The sequence below is a fragment of the Kineococcus sp. GCM10028916 genome, from assembly GCF_042674865.1.
Taxonomy (GTDB): Bacteria; Actinomycetota; Actinomycetes; order Actinomycetales; family Kineococcaceae; genus Kineococcus.
Window position 1 is genome coordinate 250,547 of sequence record NZ_JBHTFM010000016.1, and the last position, 18,878, is coordinate 269,424.

The window sequence follows — 18,878 nt, forward strand, 5'->3', positions numbered from 1 at the left end:
CCTGGGCGGGTGATCGAGCACCGGCCGCCACGACCCACCGACGGGTTCTCCCTCGCCGCGCTCGTGACGGGAATCCTGGGCACCGGCCCGGTCGCCTTCGCCCTCGGCGCGATCGGGCTGCACCGCACCGGTCGTGCGCAGACGGCGGGCCGCGGGTTCGCGATCGCCGGGATCGTGCTGGGCGGGCTGCAGATGCTCGCCACGTCGATCGCCGTCGCCTGGATCGTCGGTGCCGCGGTGACCGGGGTCTCGTTCCTCGGCCGCCTCCCCGCCGACCCCTTCGGGACGAGCACGGGCCCGACGACGATCGACGACCTGACGGCCGGCGACTGCTTCGACAGCGGGGACGACGACGGTCTGCACGGCACCGTCGAGCGCACCGCCTGCGCCGACACCCACGACGGCGAGGTCCTCGAGGTCGTCACCCTGCCCGACGGGACCTACCCCGGCGAGGCCGAGCTCGAGACCTACGCCGAGGACCACTGCGAGTCCGACGCCTCCACCGCGGTCGACGACGCCGGCCTCGACCCGGACGACTTCGAGTACGGCTACTACTACCCGTTGGAGCAGAACTGGGCCGACGGCAGTCGGCTGCTGCAGTGCACCATCCACGGCTGGGAGGGCGACCTGCAGGGTTCCGTCCTGGACGGGGACGCCGCCGTCACGTCGTGAGATCGCGGGGCGTGAGCCGGCGGTGCCAGGCCAGGGCGGAGACGTCGGTGAGCGAGGCGACCTGGTCGATCACCACCCGCAGGCGGGCCGCGTCGTCGGGCGCGAGGGCGTGGTCCTCGCGGAACGGCGGTTCGAGGACGTCGGGCCCCTGCCGGACGAGGGCGTCGAGGAGCTCGCGCAGCAGTTCCCGCTGGCGGGCGTAGAACGGCTGACGTTCCTGCGCGCTCATGACGAACGTGGCCGCGACGCCCTTGAGGACGGCGACCTCGAGGGTCGTGTCCACGGGGATGACGACGTCGGCGGCGTAGCGGGTGAGGCGACCGTCACCGTGGCGTTCCCGGGTCGCGTGCTCGGCCGCGTTGGCGAACCGGCCGATGAGCTGGGAGGTCATGTCCTTCAACGCCGCCAGGTGGCGACGACCGCCGAACACCTCACCGGGTTGTTCCCGGGCCCAGAAACCCGACGTCGAGAGCCGTTGCAGCGCAGCGGCGACGGCCTCGTCGGAGGCGTCGGGCAGGTACCAGTCCCGCACCTGGGCGGCGACCCGGGCGCGGATCTCGTCCTGGTCCAGCCAGTCGAGGCGGACGTGGCCCGCGACGATCGCGTCCTCGACGTCGTGCACCGAGTAGGCGACGTCGTCGGAGAAGTCCATGACCTGGGCCTCGACGCACGGCCGGTTCTCCGGCGCGCCGTCGCGCAACCACGCGAACACCTCAGCGTCGTCGACGTAGGCCCCGAACTTCGACGTCACGCGCGGCGCCTTCCCGTGCAACCACGGGTACTTCGTCGAGGCGTCCAGGCTGGCGCGGGTCAGGTTCAGGCCGACGGGCGAACCGTCGGCGGCGACCGTCTTGGACTCCAGCCGGGTCAGCAGCCGCAGCGTCTGGGCGTTGCCCTCGAAACCCCCGATCTCCTGAGCCGCGTCGGCCAGCGCCCGTTCGCCGTTGTGGCCGAACGGCGGGTGGCCGAGGTCGTGAGCCAGGCAGGCGGTGTCGACGACGTCGGGGTCGCAGCCGAGCGCCGCCCCGAGCTCGCGGCCGACCTGCGCGACCTCGAGGGAGTGCGTGAGGCGGTTGCGGACGAAGTCGTCGGTGGCGGGCCCGACGACCTGGGTCTTGGCGGCGAGCCGGCGCAGCGAGGAGGAGTGCAGGACGCGGGCGCGGTCACGCATGAAGGCGCTGCGACCGTGCGTCTTCGGCGGTTCCGTGGCCCAGCGTTCGAGGTCGCCCTCCTGGTAGCCCGCGCTCATCCGCCGGACACCGAGAGCTCGGCCTGGGCGATCATCTCGGCCGCGGCGCCGGTGAGCTCCTGGGTCTCCAGCCAGCCCTCCGGCAGCGCGACCCTCGCCTGCGGCGACCCGGCCCGGCCGCGGGAACCCTCCGCGGCGGCCCCCGGGTAGTCCTGGTCGAGGTCGAGGTCGGCGATGAGCTCGTCGAGGGCCTCGAGGGTGTCGACGAGACCGAGGCGGGCCCGCATGTCGCCGCCCACGGCGTAGCCCTTGAAGTACCAGGAGATGTGCTTGCGGATGTCGCGGCAGCCGCGCAGTTCGTCGCCGTAGAACTCGACGAGCAGATCGGCGTGGCGGCGCAGGACCTTCGCCACGTGGCGCATCCCGGGCCTCACCCGGTCCTCGCGACCGGCGAACCCCGCCTCGAGGTCGGCGAACAGCCACGGTCGCCCGAGGCAGCCGCGGCCGACGACGACCCCGTCGCACCCGGTGCGTCGCATCATCTCCACCGCGTCCTCGGCGCTCCAGATGTCGCCGTTGCCGAGCACGGGGATGGTGGTGACCGTCTCCTTGAGGCGCGCGATGGCCTCCCAGTCGGCGTGCCCGGAGTAGTGCTGCGACGCGGTCCGCCCGTGCAGCGCGACGGCGGCGGCCCCCTCCTCCTCGGCGGCCTTGCCGGCCTGGAGGTAGGTGAGGTGGTCGTCGTCGATGCCCTTGCGCATCTTCACCGTCAGCGGGATGCCGCCCTTGGACGCCTCGCGCACCGCCCCGCGGACGATGTCGCGGAACAGGGTCGCCTTCCAGGGCAGCGCGGACCCGCCGCCCTTGCGGGTGACCTTGGGGACGGGGCAGCCGAAGTTGAGGTCGACGTGGTCGGCGATGTCCTCCTCGACGACCATCCGGACCGCCGCGGCGACCGTCGTCGGGTCGACCCCGTAGAGCTGCAGGCTGCGCGGGGTCTCGGTCTCGGTGAACGTCACCAGGCGCATCGTCTCGGCGTTGCGTTCGACGAGGGCGCGCGAGGTGACCATCTCGCTGACGTAGAAGCCCTCACCCTGCTCGCGGCAGAGCTGCCGGTAGGCGGAGTTGGTGATGCCGGCCATCGGTGCGAGGACGACCGGCGTCGCGGAGACGTGCGGTCCGATCCGCAGCGGCTGGACGGCCGTCAGGGTAGGTGCGCTCACACACCCATTGTGACGGCCCACGCGGGTGCCGGGGAGCCGGCGCTCGTGTCCGGCTCGGGGACGGACAGCACCGGGCACGGCGCGTCGAGCACGACGAGCCGTGCGCGACCGCCCAGGAGGTCGTCGACCCCGCGCCGGGCCAGGCCGACGACCAGCAGGGCGGCCTGTTCGCGTTCGGCCAGGTCGAGGACGGCCTCGACGACGTCGGCCCCCTCCGGGGGCAGGCGCAGGTCGAGTTCGACGGGGGCGCTGCGCAGGCGCAGCAGCAGCCCGTCCGGCAGCGGCGCCGCGGTCACCACCGCGATCGTCCCGCCGCGCAGGCGGGCCTGGGCGAGGGCCTCGAGGACGGCGTGCTCGTCCCCCGGTTCGTAGCCGACGACGATCAACGGGTGCTGCCGGGACCTCGGACCGCACATCGAACGCTCCTTCGCGTCAGGGGTGGATCGACGACGTGGGCACCGTAGGATCCAGGCAAGCGCTTGCGCAAGCGCTTGCCTGGTCCTGTTGCCAGACCGTGACAGGGCCCACCGGGCCGGGTTCGACGAGCGAGGGGGCTCCTGCGGTGGTGACCATGGCCGACGTCGCGCGGCTGGCCGGGGTGAACGCCTCGACCGTCTCGCACGTCCTCAACGGGACCCGCGCGGTCAGCGGACCCACGCGGGAAGCGGTCCTGTCCGCGATCGCCAGCACCGGGTACCGCCAGAACACCCTCGCCCGCTCACTGGCCCGGTCCTCGACGACCACGCTCGGCCTGGCGAGCCGCTTCGTCTCCAACCCGCACTTCGCGGACCTCGTGACCTCCATCGAGGGCGCCGCCCGCGCCGCCGGGTACACCCTCGTCCTCGCCGACACCCACGACGACCCCGTCGAGGAGGTGCGGGCCGTCCACGAGCTCGCGGACCGTCGCGTCGACGGGATGCTGCTGGCCCCCTCCGTCCACGCCGAGGTCGAGGCCCTCCCCTTCCTCGCCGCGCACGGCATCCCCACCGTCCTGCTCGACCGCTTCGCCGACGCCGACGTGGACCAGGTGGCGCCGGAGAACACCGAGGCGACCGCGCTGCTGACCTCCCACCTCGCCGACCTCGGCCACCGCCGCCTCGCGTTCGTCGCGGGGCTGACCGGGCTGAGTTCCACCTCCGAACGCCACGCGGGATTCTCCCGGGTCCTCGCCGAACGCGGACTGACCGGCGTCGTGCTGGACGGGGGCAGCGAGACCTCCCTCGCCGAGACCGCGGTGCTCTCGGCGTTCGCCGGCGCCGAGCGTCCCAGCGCCGTCGTCGTCGGCAACAACTCGATGACCGTCGGCACCCTGCGCGCGCTGCGGTCGCTGGGGTTGTCCGTCCCCGACGACGTCGCCCTCGCCTGCTACGACGACCCCGAGTGGGCCGACCTCGTCGAACCCCGCCTCACCGCGATCCACCAGGACGTCCCCGCGATGGCGACCCGCGCCGTCACCATGATCCTCGAGCGCCTCGCCGGCACCGCCCCCGACACCCCCCGCCGCGAACGCATCCCCCCCACCTTCCGGCACCGGAACTCCTGCGGCTGCTCCTGACCGCCGGCGCGTACGGGCTTCGGGCGGGCGTCGGGCGGGGTCGGGTCCAGGGTTTGGACCGTTGACGCATCGGGCCAATAGGTTCGGACCGTAGCGTCAACGGTCCACCCCGAGGGCGTCGCCGCGGTCTCCACACGCCCTCCGACACCCCCTCCTTCCACAGCCGAGGAGTTCGCGCTCACCGCAGGCCGCGCGACACCGCAGGATCCGGACCGTGCCTCGCCTCAACCCCTACGACCGCGCCGCGGTGGATGCCCTCGTCCAGCGATCGGACCAGGTCGTCAGACACGCGGACCTGGTCGCGCTCGGGATGCCGAAGTCGACGATCACCCACCACACGAGTGCGAAGGGCCGATGGCAACGCCTGCTGCCGGGTGTGGTCCTGGCGCACCGGGGCACGGCGACCCTCGCGGAACGCCGCCGCGGTGCGCTCGTCTACGCCGGACGAGGGGCACGCATCAGCGGGCACCACGCCCTCGACCTGCACGGCGCTCTCGGGCGGGAGACCGACGTCGGCACGGAGATCCTGCTGATCGTGCCGAACCACCACCACCGCACCTCGTCCCGGTTCTGCGTCGTCGAGCGTTCCGAGCGGAACCCGGGAACGACCGTGCGACAGGGGTTACCGGTCACGACGATCCCCCGCGCCGGCGGAGACGCCTGCCGCCGCCAGGACATGACCCTCGACGACGTCCGCGAACTCCTCAGCCGACTGCTCCGCGAGGACCTCTGCACCCTGAAGCAGTTGCAGCGCGCGGTGTTGTCCGGACCGACGCAACGCAGCGGTCACGCGCGTGGTGCACTCCTGGAGCTCGGCGCCGGTGTCCGGAGCGCTGCCGAGGCTCGGGGGTTTCGACTCATCGAGACCTCGGGGCTCCCGCAGCCGCTGTGGAACCAGGCCGTCGTGGTCGACGGCGAGTGGATCGGCGAAGCCGACGCCTACTGGCCCGGACTCGGGGTCGTGCTGGAGATCGACTCGATGACGTGGCACCTGGGCGCTCGAGCCCTGCGCAGGACGCAGGCGAAGGCTCGCCGCTACGCGGCCGCCGGACTCCTGTTGGTCTCGGTCGCCCCGGCGGACCTCCTCGCCGACCCCCAGGGGTTCCTGAGCACGCTGCGCCAGACGCTCACCACGGCGGCTGCGCGCCTCGCGTCGTGAACCGTTGACGCATCGGCCTGAACCTATTGGTCTGATGCGTCAACGGTCCCAACCGCCTCTCGGACGGCGCGCTCCCGCGACCACCAGAAGACGAGGAGTCCGGCCGCGAGTCCCCAGAACGCCGACCCCACTCCGGCGAAGGTCACTCCCGAGGCGACGACGGCGAACGTGAGGCCTGCCGTCACCCGGTGTCTCGGGTCGCTCAGCGCGGAGGTCAGTCCCCCGGCGAAGGAGGAGAGCAGGGCGAGCCCGGCGACGGCCTCGACGAGGACCGGGTCACCGCTGCCGACGAACTCGGCGATCGGGGTCGCGAGCAGCCCGAGCACCAGGTACCCGCCGCCCCCGGCCACGGCGGCGACCCAGCGCCGGCGCGGGTCCGCCGACGCGCCCGGCCCGGCGATGATCCCGGCGGCGAGCGCCGAGAGGTTCACCGCGTGCCCGCCGAAGAACGCCGCGACGGCACTGCCCACCCCGGCCCCGACGAGCACGCGGGCGACGGGGACGTCGCGGTAGCCCAAGGTGTCGAGGATCGCGAAACCCGGGACGTTCTGCCCGGCCATCGTCACGACGTAGAGCGGGACCCCGAGCGAGACGATGACGAAGGGGTCGAACGCGGGGACGACCGCCAGCAGCCGCGGCGCCCACTCGAGCGCGATCCCGCCCTCCAGCAGCCACGCCGTGCCGAGGAGTCCGACGACCATCGCGGCGGGCACCGCCCACGCCGCGGCGTAGCGGCGCAGCACCAGCCACACCACCACGACGGCCAGCGCGGCCACGGGTTCGCGGCGCACCGCGGTGACCGGGGCCAGGCACAACGGCAGCAGCACCCCGGCCAGCAGCGCCCCCGAGACCGGGGCGGGAACCCGCCGGACGAGGTTCGCCAGCCACGGCCAGGCGCCGGTGATCACGAGCAGCAGCGCGCAGAGGAGGAACGCCCCGACGGCCGCGGCGAAGGAACCGGTGCGTCCCTGCGCGGCGACGATCAGCGCGGCGCCGGGCGTCGACCAGACGAACGACAGCGGCTGCCCGGTGCGCCAGGACATGAGGCAGGCGAGGACCCCCTGGGCGAGGCAGAGGGCGAGCAGGCCGGACGCCGCCTGCGCGGGCGAGGCTCCGGCGGCGGTCAGCCCCGCGAGCACCAGGACGAAGGAGCTCGCGAACCCGGTCAGCGCGGCGACGACACCCGCGACGACGGGACGGACGAGTTCGGGACGGGCCAGCTCGTGACGGGGTTCGCCGGACGGGGAGCGGATCAGGCCACCTCGTCGACCCGCGCGGGGACCGCGGCGACGCACGGGGAGGGGTCGCCGACCCACGCCTCCCCCACGGTCCCGGCGGCGAGGCGCGCCGCGTAGAGGTCGACCTTCGCGGCGATGACGTCGCGGGCGGAGGCGAGTTCCGCCAGCTGCTCCTCGACGCGGTGCTGGTGGGCGGCGAGCAGGCCGAGTCGTTCGGCCTCGTTGCCCTCGCCGGCCCGGACGAGTTCCGCGTAGCGGCGGACGTCGGGCACGGGCATCCCCGTGCCCCGCAGCCGCGCGCACATCCGCAGCCACTCGACCTCGAGCGTCGAGTAGCGGCGTCGACCACCCGGGTCGCGCCGGACGGGTCCGACGAGGAGCCCTTCGCGTTCGTAGAAGCGCAGCGCGTCGACGCCGATCCCCGTCAGCTCACTGACCTCACCGATCCCGAAGCTGGAGTCCACGCGGCAAGCCTAGACGGACGGCCGGAACCCTCGGGGGTTCCGGCCGTCCGCTCGTGGTTCAGGCGCCGATGAGGCGCGCCCCCAGCCACTGGGTGACCTGGGTCAGCCCGACGCGTTCCTGCGCCATCGTGTCGCGTTCTCGGATGGTCACCGCCTCGTCCTCGAGGGTGTCGAAGTCGACGGTGATGCAGTACGGCGTGCCGACCTCGTCGTGACGGCGGTAACGACGGCCGATGGCGCCGGCGTCGTCGAACTCGACGTTCCAGTTCCGGCGCAGCTCGGCCGCGAGGTCACGCGCCTTCGGGGAGAGGGACTCGTTGCGCGACAACGGGAACACCGCGGCCTTGACCGGGGCCAGGCGGTGGTCCAGGCGGAGCACGGTGCGCTTGTCGACGCCGCCCTTGGTGTTCGGGGCCTCGTCCTCGGTGTAGGCGTCGACGAGGAACGCCATGAGCGAACGGGTCAGACCCGCTGCGGGTTCGATGACGTAGGGGACCCAGCGTTCGCCCTTGGTCTGGTCGAAGTAGGACAGGTCGACGCCGGACTCCCGGGCGTGCGTCGTCAGGTCGTAGTCGGTGCGGTTGGCGACGCCCTCGAGCTCGCCCCACTCCGAGCCCTGGAACCCGAACCGGTACTCGATGTCGACCGTCCGCTTGGAGTAGTGCGACAGCTTCTCCTGCGGGTGTTCGAAGAACCGGAGGTTGCCGGCGTCGATGCCCAGGCCCGTGTACCAGGACATGCGCTCGTCGAGCCAGTACTGGTGCCACTGCTCGTCGGTGCCGGGTTCGACGAAGAACTCCATCTCCATCTGCTCGAACTCACGCGTCCGGAAGATGAAGTTGCCGGGGGTGATCTCGTTGCGGAAGCTCTTGCCGATCTGGCCGATGCCGAACGGCGGCTTCTTGCGCGCGGAGCCCATGACGTTGGCGAAGTTCACGAAGATGCCCTGGGCGGTCTCGGGGCGCAGGTAGTGCATCCCCTCCTCGTTGTCGACCGCACCGAGGTAGGTCTTCATGAGGCCGGAGAAGTCGCGGGGTTCGGTCCACTGCCCGCGCACGCCCGTCTCCGGGTCCGGCACGTCGGCGAGACCGTTGACCGGGGGGTGACCGTGCTTGGCCTCGTAGGCCTCGAGCAGGTGGTCGGCCCGGTAGCGCTTGTGGGTCTGCAGCGACTCCACCAGCGGGTCGCTGAAGACCTCGACGTGACCGGAGGCCTCCCACACCCGCCGCGGCAGGATCACGGAGGAGTCCAGGCCGACGACGTCGTCGCGGGAGGAGACCATCTGGCGCCACCACTGGCGCTTGATGTTCTCCTTCAGCTCGACCCCGAGGGGGCCGTAGTCCCAGGCCGAGCGGGTACCGCCGTAGATCTCACCCGAGGGGAAGACGAAACCTCGGCGCTTGGCGAGGTTGATGACGGCGTCGAGGCGAGGGGTGGGCGAGGCCACGCGGGATCTCCTGTCCGGCTGGGTGTCGGCGGTCGAGCGCCACCCCGCGGGCGGGGCGGGCGTCCTCGCAGAGGTTACGCGCTGAGCGATCCCGCCTGCTCGCTGCCCGACGCCGCTCGGCCCAGCGCACGCGAGCACGTAGGGTGACCTGACCCGCCTGTCGAGAACGGCTCGCAGGACGAACGGAAGGAGACGAGCCAGTCGTGTCGATCCCGGCCCGCCGGTCCACGAAGCAGCGTTCGGCCGTCTCCGCGGTCCTCGACGAGGCCGACGCCTTCCTCTCCGCCCAGGACCTGCACGCCAAGCTGCGGGCCCGGGGGGAGAACGTCGGCCTGGCCACGGTCTACCGCGCGCTGCAGGTCCTCGCCGAGGACGGTGACGTGGACGTGCTGCGCACCGACGACGGCGCCGAGGCGGTCTACCGCCGCTGCTCCACGGGGCACCACCACCACCTGGTCTGCCGTCGCTGCGGTGCCACCGTCGAGGTCGAGGGACCCGCGGTCGAGGCCTGGGCCAAGCGGGTCGGCGCCGACCACGGCTTCACCGCCGTCCAGCACGTCGTCGAGGTGTTCGGCGTGTGCGCGGAGTGCAGCGAGCTCGTCTGAGCACCGCGGGACGCTCTTCGCGGACCTCCACGGACCCCTCCGACGCGGCCCACGGGGAGCCGCGTGCTGAGCACGAGCAGTGACGACCGGTAACGTCACAGGCCGACCACCGTCTTCGAGACAAACGGGAGAGACCGTGAACCGCTCCGAACTCGTCACCGCCGTCGCCCAGCGCGCGGGCCTGACGCAGTCCGACACCGACACCATGCTCAACGCCCTGGGCGACGTCCTCGTCGAGGCCGTCGGCAAGGGCGAGGCCGTCAAGCTCCCGGGCCTGATGACCGTCGAGCGCGTGGAACGCGCCGCCCGCACGGGCCGCAACCCGCGCACCGGCGAGACCATGGAGATCGCCGCCTCCTTCGGCGCCAAGCTCACCGCCGGCTCCAAGCTCAAGGCCGCCGCCAACGGCAGCTGAGGTCGCGTCGCACCGAGGACGCACCTGCGCCTCGCCTCCCCCGGTTTCGTCCCTGGCGACGGACACGCAAGACTGCCCCCGCCGCCCCCTCCGGGCGGCGGACGGCAAGTCAGGACGTGCACCCGGAGTCAGCGTCGACCCGAGCACCGGCAGGGAGGCGAGGCGAGGCGATGAGCACCACGCACGACGAGACCAGTGGAGTGGACGACCAGGTACGGAGCACGTCCCAGGACGGGCTGACGGTCGACGGCGTCTCCTCCCACGAGGGTCACGCGGCCCTGCGGGCCTCCGTCCGGCGGCTCGGGGAACTCCTGGGTGCCTCGCTCACCCGGCACGAGGGTCAGGACCTCCTCGACCTGGTCGAGCAGGTGCGCGCCCTGGCCCGCGAGGCCGACGACGGCGCGGAGCTGGCCCGGCTGCTCTCCGGGGTGGACGACGCGACCGCCATCGTCCTGGCCCGTGCCTTCACCGCCTACTTCCAGCTCGCGAACGCCTCCGAGCAGCTGCACCGCGGTCTGGAGCTGTCCAAGCAGTCCGGTGGCGGCCTCGACGCCACGCTCGCCCGGCTGGGCGAGGCCCTGGCCGCCGGTGACCTCGACCGGGCCACCGCCCAGCAGATCCTCGGTCGCCTCCAGCTGCGCCCGGTCTTCACCGCGCACCCCACCGAGTCCAGCCGTCGCTCGGTGCTGGACCTGCTGCTGCGGATCACCACCATCGTCGAGGCCTCCGAGGACCCGACGCAGCGCCCCGTCGACGCCCAGCGCGGCCAGCGCCGCCTCGCCGAGCTCGTCGACGAGCTGTGGCAGACGGACGAGCTGCGCGTCCTGCGCCCCCGGCCGGCCGACGAGGCCCGCTCGGCGTTGCACTACCTGCGCAACCTGACCTCCACGGTCCTGCCGGACCTGCTCGAGGACCTCTCGGTCGGGCTCGCCGAGCTCGGCCTGGACCTGCCGCTGGACGCCCAGCCGCTGCGCTTCGGCAACTGGGTCGGCGGGGACCGCGACGGCAACCCGAACGTGACCCCGGAGGTCACCGCCGAGGTCCTGGGCATGCAGCACGACGCGGCCCTGGACGTCCTCAGCGCCGCCACCCGCGACCTCATGACCCAGCTCGCGGCCTCGACCCAGATCGTCGGGTTCTCCGACGAACTGCTCGCCTCCCTCGAGGCCGACGCCGCCGCGCTGCCCGACGTGCACGCCTCCCGCGTCCACCTCAACGGCGAGGAGCCCTACCGCTTCAAGCTGTCCTACGTCCTGGCCCGCCTCGAGGGGACCCGGGCGCGGCTGCACACCGGCAACGACCACGTCCCCGGCCGCGACTACGCGTCGGTGGCCGAGTTCACCGCCGACATCGTGATGATCTCGGAGTCGTTGCGCGCCAACGACGGTCACCTCGTCGCCGACGGCGCCGTGGCCCGGCTGCTGCGCGTCACGCGCGCGGTGGGCTTCGGCCTGGCGACCCTGGACGTGCGCGAGGACGCGGGCAAGCACCACGAGGCGCTCGGCGCGATCTACGACCGCCTCGGTGAACTCATCACGCCCTACGCCGACCTCGACCGCACCGCCCGCACCAAGCTCCTCTCGAAGGAGATGACGGGCCACCGCCCGCTCATCGGCGCCGCGGTCCGCACCCTCACGGGGACCCCCGAGAAGGTCGTGCGGCTGTTCTCGACCATCCGCGACTCCCTCGACCGCTACGGCGACGAGACGATCGAGACCTACATCGTCTCGATGACCAAGGGCATCGACGACCTCTTCGCCGTCGTCGTCCTGGCCCGTGAGGTCGGCCTCGTCGACCTGGCCGAGACGCCGGGCGCCAACGACGTGGCGCGCATCGGGTTCGCCCCGCTCTTCGAGACCGTCACCGAGCTCGAGAACGCCGAGGAACTCCTCGAGGGTCTGCTCTCCGACGCCTCCTACCGTCGTGTCGTGGCGGCCCGGGGGAACGTGCAGGAGATCATGCTCGGCTACTCCGACTCCTCCAAGGACGCCGGGATCGCGGCCTCGCGCTGGCAGATCCACCGCGCCCAGCGCGCGCTGCGCGACGTCGCCGCCCGCTACGGGGTGACCCTGCGCCTCTTCCACGGCCGCGGCGGGTCGGTCGGGCGCGGCGGCGGTCCCACCGGCGAGGCGATCCTGGCCCAGCCGTACGGCACCCTCGACGGTCCGATCAAGGTCACCGAGCAGGGCGAGGTGATCTCCGACAAGTACGTCCAGCCGCGCCTGGCCCGCCACAACCTCGAGGTCGCGCTGTCCGCCGCGCTCGAGGCGTCCACGTTGCACCGCACGCCGTTGCAGCCGGACACCGTCCTGGACGACTGGGACGTGACGATGGGCATCGTCGCCGCGAAGGGCCAGGAGGCCTACCGCCGCCTCATCGGCGACCCCGGTCTCGTGCCGTTCTTCCTCACCGCCACCCCGGTCGAGGAGCTCGGGAACCTCAACATGGGTTCGCGTCCCTCCCGGCGCCCCGGCGGGACGGGTGGGCTCGAGGACCTGCGCGCGATCCCGTGGGTGTTCGGCTGGACCCAGACCCGCATCAACGTGCCCGGCTGGTTCGGGGTGGGTTCGGGTCTGAAGGCGGCCCGTGAGGCCGGGCGCAGCGACGACCTCAAGGCCATGGCGGCCGACTGGAGCTTCTTCCGCAGCTTCATCTCCAACGTGCAGATGACCCTGGCGAAGACCGACCTCGGCATCGCCCGGCACTACGTCGACGAGCTCGTCTCGCCCGACCAGCGCGCGACGTTCGACGTGATCCGCGCCGAGCACGCGACGACGCTGGAGGAGATCCTGCTGCTGACCGAGCAGGACGAACTCCTGCAGTCCGCGCCCGTGCTCAAGCGGACCCTGGAACTGCGCGACGCCTACCTCGCGCCGCTGCACGCCCTGCAGGTGTCCCTGCTCGCCCGCTCGCGGGCCGGCGGTGACGACGTCGACCCCGCCCTGCGCCGCGCCCTGCTGCTGACCATCAACGGCATCGCCGCGGGGATGCGCAACACCGGCTGACCGGATCCGGGCGGTCCGCGAGTCGGGACCGTTGACGCATCGGGCCAATAGGTTCGTCCCGATGCGTCAACGGTCCACCCACCCGCCCCGGCCGCGACCGGCGCTCAGGCGGTGGGCGTGTCCCGGGCCGCGCCGTAGCGCCGGTCCCGTTCGGCGTAGGTCTCGATGGCCGCCCACAACGACCGCCGGTCCACGTCGGGCCAGAGCACGTCGGAGAACACCATCTCGGCGTAGGTGGACTGCCACGGCAGGAACCCCGAGGTCCGCTGCTCCCCGGAGGAACGCCAGAACAGGTCCACGTCGGGCATGTCCGGTTCGTCGAGGTAGCGGGCGATCGTCTTCTCGTCGATCCGGTCCGGGTTCAGCCTCCCCGCCGCGACCTCCTGGGCGATGGCCCGGGTCGCGTCGACGATCTCCGCCCGGCCGCCGTAGTTCACGCACATCGTCAACGTGCAGACGGTGTTGTCCCGGGTCATCTCCTGGGCGGTCTCGAGCTCGGTGATCACGCTGCGCCACAGGCGGGGACGACGCCCCGCCCAGCGCACCCGCACCCCCCAGGAGTTCATGACGTCGCGCCGGCGACGGATGACGTCGCGGTTGAACCCCATGAGGAACTTCACCTCGTCGGGACTGCGCTTCCAGTTCTCGGTCGAGAACGCGTAGGCCGACACGTGGGTCACCCCCACCTCGATGGCCCCGGCGACGACGTCGAGCAGGGACGCCTCGCCCATCTTGTGGCCCTCGACGCGGGACAGACCCCGGGTGTTCGCCCAGCGGCCGTTGCCGTCCATGACGATCGCGACGTGCTTCGGGACGAGGTCGGCGGGCAGCTGCGGCGGCCGCGCGCCGGAGGGGTGGGGCGGGGGCGCGACCACCTCACGGGTCACGGGAGGCGGGGCTGAGCGTCGACGTCCTGGCACGGTCCCCAGGGTGCCAGGTGAGACCATGGGGACGTGCCTTCCCCCACCGTTCCTCCCCGCACCGCACTCGTCCGGCACGGGGAGACCGACTGGAACCGGGACGGTCGACTGCAGGGACGCACCGACATCCCGCTGAACGACACCGGCCGCGCCCAGGCCCGTGCGCTCGCCGGGACCCTGGCCGGTCAGGGCTGGAGCGCCATCACCTCCTCACCGCTCTCCCGGGCCCGCGAGACCGCCCAGATCATCGCCGACCACCTCGGCCTGGAACTGCTGCCCGCCCACGACGACCTGGTGGAGCGCAACTTCGGCGAGGCCGAGGGCGGCAACCGCGAGGAACTCACCGCGCGGTTCCCGAACGGCGAACGTCCCGGTGGGGAGTCCTGGCCCGAGATCGTGGACCGCGGCGCGGGGGCCGTGCGCCGGATCCGCGCCGAGCACGGCGACGCGGCGCTGCTGGTCGTGGCCCACGGCACCTTCATCCGCGCCACCGTCGACGGGTTGACCGGTGTGGAGCTGACGCGGCTCGCGAACGCCTCCGCGGTGCTGCTGGAAGGGGCCGGCGAGGACTGGCAGCTGGCCCGGGAACCGCAGAACGCCTGACCTGCCCCTCACCGCGGGACGAGCGGTTCCCGTTCGACGTGGCGCAGCGAGCGGATCCCGCGCTCCAGGTGCCACTGCAGGAAGGCCGCCACGAGACCGCTGCCCTCGCGGCGGCAGCGCTCCTCCACGGCGTCGGCGATCTCCCACTCCCCGCTGAGCAGCGCCGCGAGGAGCGTGAGGGTCCGCGGGTCGGGCGCGGCGGAACCCGGCGGGCGGCAGGAGGAGCAGACGGCCCCGCCGGCGGAGATGTTGAACGCCGCGTGCGGGCCGGGCGCTCCGCACCTCGCGCAGTCGGTGAAGCTCGCGGCGTAGCCGGCGATGGCCAGCGAGCGCAGCAGGAACGCGTCGAGGACGAGCGAGGAGTCGTGCTCGCGGCGGGAGAGCGAACGCAGCGCACCGACGAGCAGCAGGTACTGCTGGGTCGCGACCTCCCGTTCTACCTCGGTGAACCGCTCGGCGGTCTCCAGCATCGCCGAGCCGACGGTGTAGAGGCCGTAGTCGGTGGCGAGGTTCTGCCCGTAGGGGGCCAGGACGTCGACCTGGGTGACGGTGTCGAGGGTGCGGCCGTGGTGGAGCTGGACGTCGATGCAGGTGAAGGGTTCCAGGCGCGCGCCGAACTTCGACGACGTGCGCCGCACCCCCTTGGCGACGGCCCGCACCCGGCCGTGGTGGCGGGTCAGCAGCGAGAGGATCTTGTCGGCCTCACCGAGCTTGGTGGAGCGCAGGACGACGGCCTCGTCGCGGTAGGTCTTCGCCCCGCCGATGCTCGATCCCCGCGCCCCCGCCACACCCCCACTCTAGGCGTCCCCCACCCGGAGGGGTCAGGCGGTGACGAGGCGGTCGCGCCCGGCGCGCTTGGCGACGTCGCAGGCGGCGTCCGCGCCGGCGAGGGCCTCGGCGGCCGAGGCCGGCCCGGCCAACCCCACCGACGCCGTGACCCGCAACCCGAGGGAGATCTCCAGCCACGGTTCCTTGCGCACGACCTCGAGGAGGCGCTCGGCGGTCGGTTCGGCGTTCCGGTTGCCCGGGACCAGGACGACGAACTCGTCACCGCCGAACCGGACGACGATGTCGTCGTCGGACACGTTGCGCTGCAGGAGGTCGGCGATGCGCTGCAGGACGGCGTCGCCGGCGTCGTGGCCGTGCTCGTCGTTGACGGCGCGGAAGCGGTCGACGTCGAGCAGGACGGCGCTGAAGCGCTGGTCGGGGCGCTCCAGGACCTGCTGCAGCCGGCGGCGGTTGCCGAGACCCGTCATCGGGTCGACGAGGGCGGCGCGCCCGATGCGCTCGTGCTGCTCGGCCATCTCGCGCTGCTGGATGCGGTCCTGCAGGGCCTCGAACCGGCTCTCCCGGTCCTCCCACAGCCGCGACAGCGAGATCTGCGCGAGGAGCTCGAGGGCGTCCGCGGCCTCGCTGCGTCCGTCGCGCAGGACGGCGTTGCGCGCCCGGACGGCGAGCGCCGTGAGGCCCCAGACGTCGAGCTGGGTGGAGGAGGAGACGCGCTGGACGGCGGCGAGGAGCTCGGCGGCCTCGGTCTGGTCGCCGGCGTCGGCGCGCGCCTGGGCCATGGCGATGCGGGCGATCTGGGTCTCGGCGAGTTCCTCGCGCAGCCGGAACGCGGCCATCGCGGGCCGCAGCCGGCCCTGGGCGAGGTCGGTCTGCCCGGTGCGCTGCAGGACGAAGGCCTCGATGGCCTCGGCGCGGGCGAGCATCTCGGGGTAGCCGACCTCGTGGGCGAGCGCGCGCATGCGGGCGGCGCGGGCGAGGGCGACGGTGTAGTGCGGCCAGGCTTCCGGGGCGCGGCCGGCGACCTCGAGCATGGCGCCCCACGCGACCTGCAGGACGGCGGCTTCCTGGGCGACGTTGAGCCGGACCCGGGCGGGCGGGAAGGTGAGGGCGAGCATCTGGACCATGAGCTCGTCGGCGGGTTCGAAGAGCGCGAGGGCGTTGAGGGCGAGCGCGACCGACATCGTGGCCGAGAGGTGGTCGTAGGTGCGGATCGGCTGGGCGGAGACGATCAGCTGGCCCTCGGCGAGGTGGTCCATCGCGAGGGCGGTCATGCCGAGGTCGACGCGGGACTCGGCGAGCAGGGCGAGGGCCTTGGCGCGCCAGACGGGTTCGGCGTCGGTGCCGAGGCGGCGCAGCAGGTGGCCGGCCTCTTCGCTGGCCTCGGCGGCGCGACCGAGCTGGTGCAGCGCGACCCCGCAGATGAACTGCAGGTAGCGGGCGGTGCGTTCGTCGCCGGCGAGTTCGGTGAAGAGGAGGCCTTCGCGGCTGGCGGCGATGGCGGCTTCGCCGTAGCCGTCGAGGTAGAGGCGGTGCGCGGACTCCGCGAGGGCGTCGAAGGGTCCGAACGGACTGACGACCTCGAGCTCGTTGCCCACCGCGCCCCCTTCGATCACACCGCCACGATCACACGTGGTGACAGATCTTACCGGGTGCGATCGCGGAGCGTGGCTGAATCTTCTAGATGCACGTTCAACCACCTCGCCCCGTGATCTGGTGGGGGACACCGCACGAGATCACGGGGCGAGAGGGGCCGGGCGTCAGCGCCGAGCGCGGTTCACCGCGGAGACGATGGCCTTCAGCGACGCGGTGGTGATGTTGTGGTCCACGCCCACACCCCACAGGACGCGCCCGTCGACGGCGCACTCGACGTAGGCCGCGGCCTGCGCGTCGCCACCGGCCGAGAGCGCGTGCTCGGCGTAGTCGAGGACGCGGACGTCGACGCCCTGCTCCCCCAGCGCCGCGCAGAACGCCGCGATGGGGCCGTTGCCGGTGCCCTGGACGGTGGTGACCACCCCGCCGTCGTAGAGGTCGACCTCCAGGGTGTCCGCCCCGTCGACCACGCTCACGGAGCGGGTGCCGCGCAACGCGAACCGGCCCCAGTCGGGGGTGCCGGTCTTCGAGGGCAGGTACTCGTCGGAGAACACGTCGAAGATCTGCTTCGAGGAGACCTCGCCGCCCTGGGCGTCGGTGTGCTCCTGGATGACGCGGCTGAACTCGATCTGCAGCCGGCGCGGCAGGTCGAGCTGGTGCTCGGCCTTCAGCAGGTAGGCCACGCCCCCCTTGCCCGACTGGGAGTTGACCCGGATGACGGCCTCGTAGGAACGCCCGACGTCCTTGGGGTCGATCGGCAGGTAGGGAACGGCCCACGGGATCTCGTCGACGGTCTTCCCGACGGCCGCCGCGTCGCGCTCCATCGCCTCCAGCCCCTTCTTGATGGCGTCCTGGTGGGAGCCGGAGAAGGCCGTGAAGACGAGGTCGCCGCCGTAGGGCACGCGCTCGCCGACGGGCAGCTGGTTGCAGTGCTCGACGGTGCGGCGGACGTGGTCGATGTCGGAGAAGTCGATCTGCGGGTCGATCCCCTGGCTGAACAGGTTCAGGCCCAGGGTCACCAGGTCGACGTTGCCGGTGCGCTCGCCGTTGCCGAACAGGCAGCCCTCGATGCGGTCCGCACCGGCCAGGTAGCCCAGTTCGGCTGCGGCGACGCCGGTTCCGCGGTCGTTGTGCGGGTGCAGCGACAGCAGGACGTTCTCGCGGTGAGCGAGGTGGCGCGACATCCACTCGATGGAGTCGGCGTAGACGTTCGGCGTCGTCATCTCGACGGTGGCGGGCAGGTTGACGATGACCTGGCGCTCGGGGGTCGGCTCGAAGACCTCGATGACGGCGTTGCAGATGCGGGCGGCGAACTCGAGCTCGGTGCCCGTGTAGGACTCCGGGGAGTACTCGTAGTAGACCGTCGTGTCCGGGATCGTCTCCTCGAACTTCCGGCACAGCCGCGCCCCCTGCAGGGCCAGGTCGACGATGCCGTCCTCGTCACTGCCGAAGACGACGCGGCGCTGCAGCACCGAGGTGGAGTTGTACAGGTGGACGATCGCCTGCTTCGCCCCGCGCAGGGACTCGTAGGTGCGTTCGATGAGGTGCTCGCGGGCCTGGGTCAGGACCTGGATGCGCACGTCGTCGGGGATGAGGTCGTTCTCGATCAGCGTGCGGACGAAGTCGAAGTCCGTCTGGCTCGCCGACGGGAAGCCGACCTCGATGTCCTTGTAGCCCATCTCGACGAGCAGCGTGAACATCCGCAGCTTGCGCTCGGCGTTCATGGGGTCGATCAGGGCCTGGTTGCCGTCGCGCAGGTCCACCGCGCACCAGCGCGGAGCCTTCTCGATGCGCTTGGTCGGCCAGGTGCGGTCCGGTAGTTCCACGGTGATCTGCTCGTGGAAGGGAACGTACTTGCCGAACGGCATCGGACTGGGGTTCTGGGTGTTCTGCACTTCTGCTCCTCATGGGCGGCTCTGGTGGGGCGGCCGGCACGCACGACGAGGTCCCGCGACGGGGAGACCGGCCTAGCTGGCCCCGCCGCGGCGACGAAGGAGGAGGTTC

17 protein-coding genes are annotated in these 18,878 nt (G+C 72.4%); 7 read left to right on the forward strand and 10 right to left on the reverse strand.

Translation table 11 applies throughout. The features are described from left to right. The first annotated feature begins 9 nt into the window (after nucleotides 1-9). Nucleotides 10-672 (forward strand): septum formation family protein, encoded by a 663-nt coding sequence (locus tag ACFQ46_RS15030; protein WP_380260193.1) that lies wholly within the window; start codon nucleotides 10-12, stop codon nucleotides 670-672. Here ACFQ46_RS15030 and ACFQ46_RS15035 read toward each other — a convergent pair. Genes ACFQ46_RS15035 through ACFQ46_RS15045 form a run of 3 tightly spaced genes read right to left on the reverse strand, consistent with a single transcriptional unit; the run spans nucleotide 662 to nucleotide 3,500 of the window. Beyond that, entirely contained in the window at nucleotides 662-1,921 is a 1,260-nt protein-coding gene (locus ACFQ46_RS15035; protein ID WP_380260194.1) for a deoxyguanosinetriphosphate triphosphohydrolase, read from the reverse strand. The two genes, ACFQ46_RS15030 and ACFQ46_RS15035, sit on opposite strands and share 11 nt — an antisense overlap. Continuing rightward, on the reverse strand, nucleotides 1,918-3,084 hold the full coding sequence (gene dusB, locus ACFQ46_RS15040) for a tRNA dihydrouridine synthase DusB (RefSeq protein WP_380260195.1): 1,167 nt from the start codon (nucleotides 3,082-3,084) through the stop codon (nucleotides 1,918-1,920). The genes ACFQ46_RS15035 and dusB overlap by 4 nt, the downstream gene beginning before the upstream one ends. Continuing rightward, entirely contained in the window at nucleotides 3,081-3,500 is a 420-nt protein-coding gene (locus tag ACFQ46_RS15045) for a universal stress protein (RefSeq protein WP_380260196.1), read from the reverse strand. Before ACFQ46_RS15045 ends, dusB begins: the two co-directional genes overlap by 4 nt. 155 nt (nucleotides 3,501-3,655) lie before the next feature. On the opposite strand from ACFQ46_RS15045, the gene ACFQ46_RS15050 reads away from it, so the two are divergent. Both ACFQ46_RS15050 and ACFQ46_RS15055 read left to right on the forward strand, forming a co-directional pair. Then, nucleotides 3,656-4,639 carry a LacI family DNA-binding transcriptional regulator gene (locus ACFQ46_RS15050; RefSeq protein WP_380260197.1) on the forward strand — a complete coding sequence of 328 codons (984 nt, stop codon included), beginning with the start codon at nucleotides 3,656-3,658 and terminating at the stop codon, nucleotides 4,637-4,639. Nucleotides 4,640-4,853: 214 nt separating this feature from the next. Next, nucleotides 4,854-5,798, forward strand: a complete 945-nt coding sequence (locus tag ACFQ46_RS15055) for a hypothetical protein (RefSeq protein ID WP_380260198.1) — start codon at nucleotides 4,854-4,856, stop codon at nucleotides 5,796-5,798. Nucleotides 5,799-5,821: 23 nt separating this feature from the next. On the opposite strand, the gene ACFQ46_RS15060 is transcribed toward ACFQ46_RS15055, so the two are convergent. From ACFQ46_RS15060 to ACFQ46_RS15070, 3 genes are read right to left on the reverse strand one after another with little or no spacing between them, the layout of a single operon-like run. Continuing rightward, entirely contained in the window at nucleotides 5,822-7,114 is a 1,293-nt protein-coding gene (locus tag ACFQ46_RS15060; protein WP_380260199.1) for a benzoate/H(+) symporter BenE family transporter, read from the reverse strand. Next, nucleotides 7,051-7,500, reverse strand: a complete 450-nt coding sequence (locus ACFQ46_RS15065) for a MerR family transcriptional regulator (protein WP_380260200.1) — start codon at nucleotides 7,498-7,500, stop codon at nucleotides 7,051-7,053. The genes ACFQ46_RS15060 and ACFQ46_RS15065 overlap by 64 nt, the downstream gene beginning before the upstream one ends. A 58-nt stretch (nucleotides 7,501-7,558) precedes the next feature. Next, the gene (locus ACFQ46_RS15070; RefSeq protein WP_328295496.1) at nucleotides 7,559-8,947 is read right to left on the reverse strand and encodes a glycine--tRNA ligase; all 1,389 of its coding nucleotides are present in this window, start codon (nucleotides 8,945-8,947) and stop codon (nucleotides 7,559-7,561) included. Between the two features lie 203 nt (nucleotides 8,948-9,150). Between ACFQ46_RS15070 and ACFQ46_RS15075 the strand changes: the two genes are divergently transcribed. The 3 genes from ACFQ46_RS15075 (at nucleotide 9,151) to ppc (ending at nucleotide 12,972) form a co-directional block, all read left to right on the forward strand. Beyond that, nucleotides 9,151-9,552: a Fur family transcriptional regulator gene (locus ACFQ46_RS15075; protein WP_380260201.1), complete on the forward strand. Its 402-nt coding sequence runs from the start codon at nucleotides 9,151-9,153 to the stop codon at nucleotides 9,550-9,552. Between the two features lie 136 nt (nucleotides 9,553-9,688). Beyond that, on the forward strand, nucleotides 9,689-9,967 hold the full coding sequence (locus ACFQ46_RS15080) for an HU family DNA-binding protein (RefSeq protein ID WP_380260202.1): 279 nt from the start codon (nucleotides 9,689-9,691) through the stop codon (nucleotides 9,965-9,967). 170 nt (nucleotides 9,968-10,137) lie between these two features. Continuing rightward, nucleotides 10,138-12,972: a phosphoenolpyruvate carboxylase gene (gene ppc, locus ACFQ46_RS15085; protein ID WP_380260203.1), complete on the forward strand. Its 2,835-nt coding sequence runs from the start codon at nucleotides 10,138-10,140 to the stop codon at nucleotides 12,970-12,972. A 104-nt stretch (nucleotides 12,973-13,076) separates the two neighbouring features. Here the strand turns inward: ppc and ACFQ46_RS15090 are convergent, their stop codons facing one another. Beyond that, a complete protein-coding gene (locus ACFQ46_RS15090) occupies nucleotides 13,077-13,847 on the reverse strand; it encodes an isoprenyl transferase (RefSeq protein ID WP_380260443.1) in 771 nt (256 codons plus the stop codon). Nucleotides 13,848-13,925: 78 nt separating this feature from the next. On the opposite strand from ACFQ46_RS15090, the gene ACFQ46_RS15095 reads away from it, so the two are divergent. Then, nucleotides 13,926-14,495, forward strand: a complete 570-nt coding sequence (locus ACFQ46_RS15095) for a histidine phosphatase family protein (RefSeq protein WP_380260204.1) — start codon at nucleotides 13,926-13,928, stop codon at nucleotides 14,493-14,495. Nucleotides 14,496-14,503: 8 nt separating this feature from the next. Here ACFQ46_RS15095 and recO read toward each other — a convergent pair whose 3' ends face one another. The 3 genes from recO to leuA form a co-directional block, all read right to left on the reverse strand. Then, a complete protein-coding gene (gene recO, locus ACFQ46_RS15100; protein WP_380260205.1) occupies nucleotides 14,504-15,283 on the reverse strand; it encodes a DNA repair protein RecO in 780 nt (259 codons plus the stop codon). 33 nt (nucleotides 15,284-15,316) lie between these two features. Beyond that, entirely contained in the window at nucleotides 15,317-16,897 is a 1,581-nt protein-coding gene (locus ACFQ46_RS15105) for a GGDEF domain-containing protein (protein ID WP_380260206.1), read from the reverse strand. 144 nt (nucleotides 16,898-17,041) lie between these two features. Beyond that, complete coding sequence (leuA, locus tag ACFQ46_RS15110) at nucleotides 17,042-18,742, reverse strand: 2-isopropylmalate synthase (protein ID WP_380260444.1); 1,701 nt, start codon at nucleotides 18,740-18,742, stop codon at nucleotides 17,042-17,044. Nucleotides 18,743-18,878: the final 136 nt, after the last annotated feature.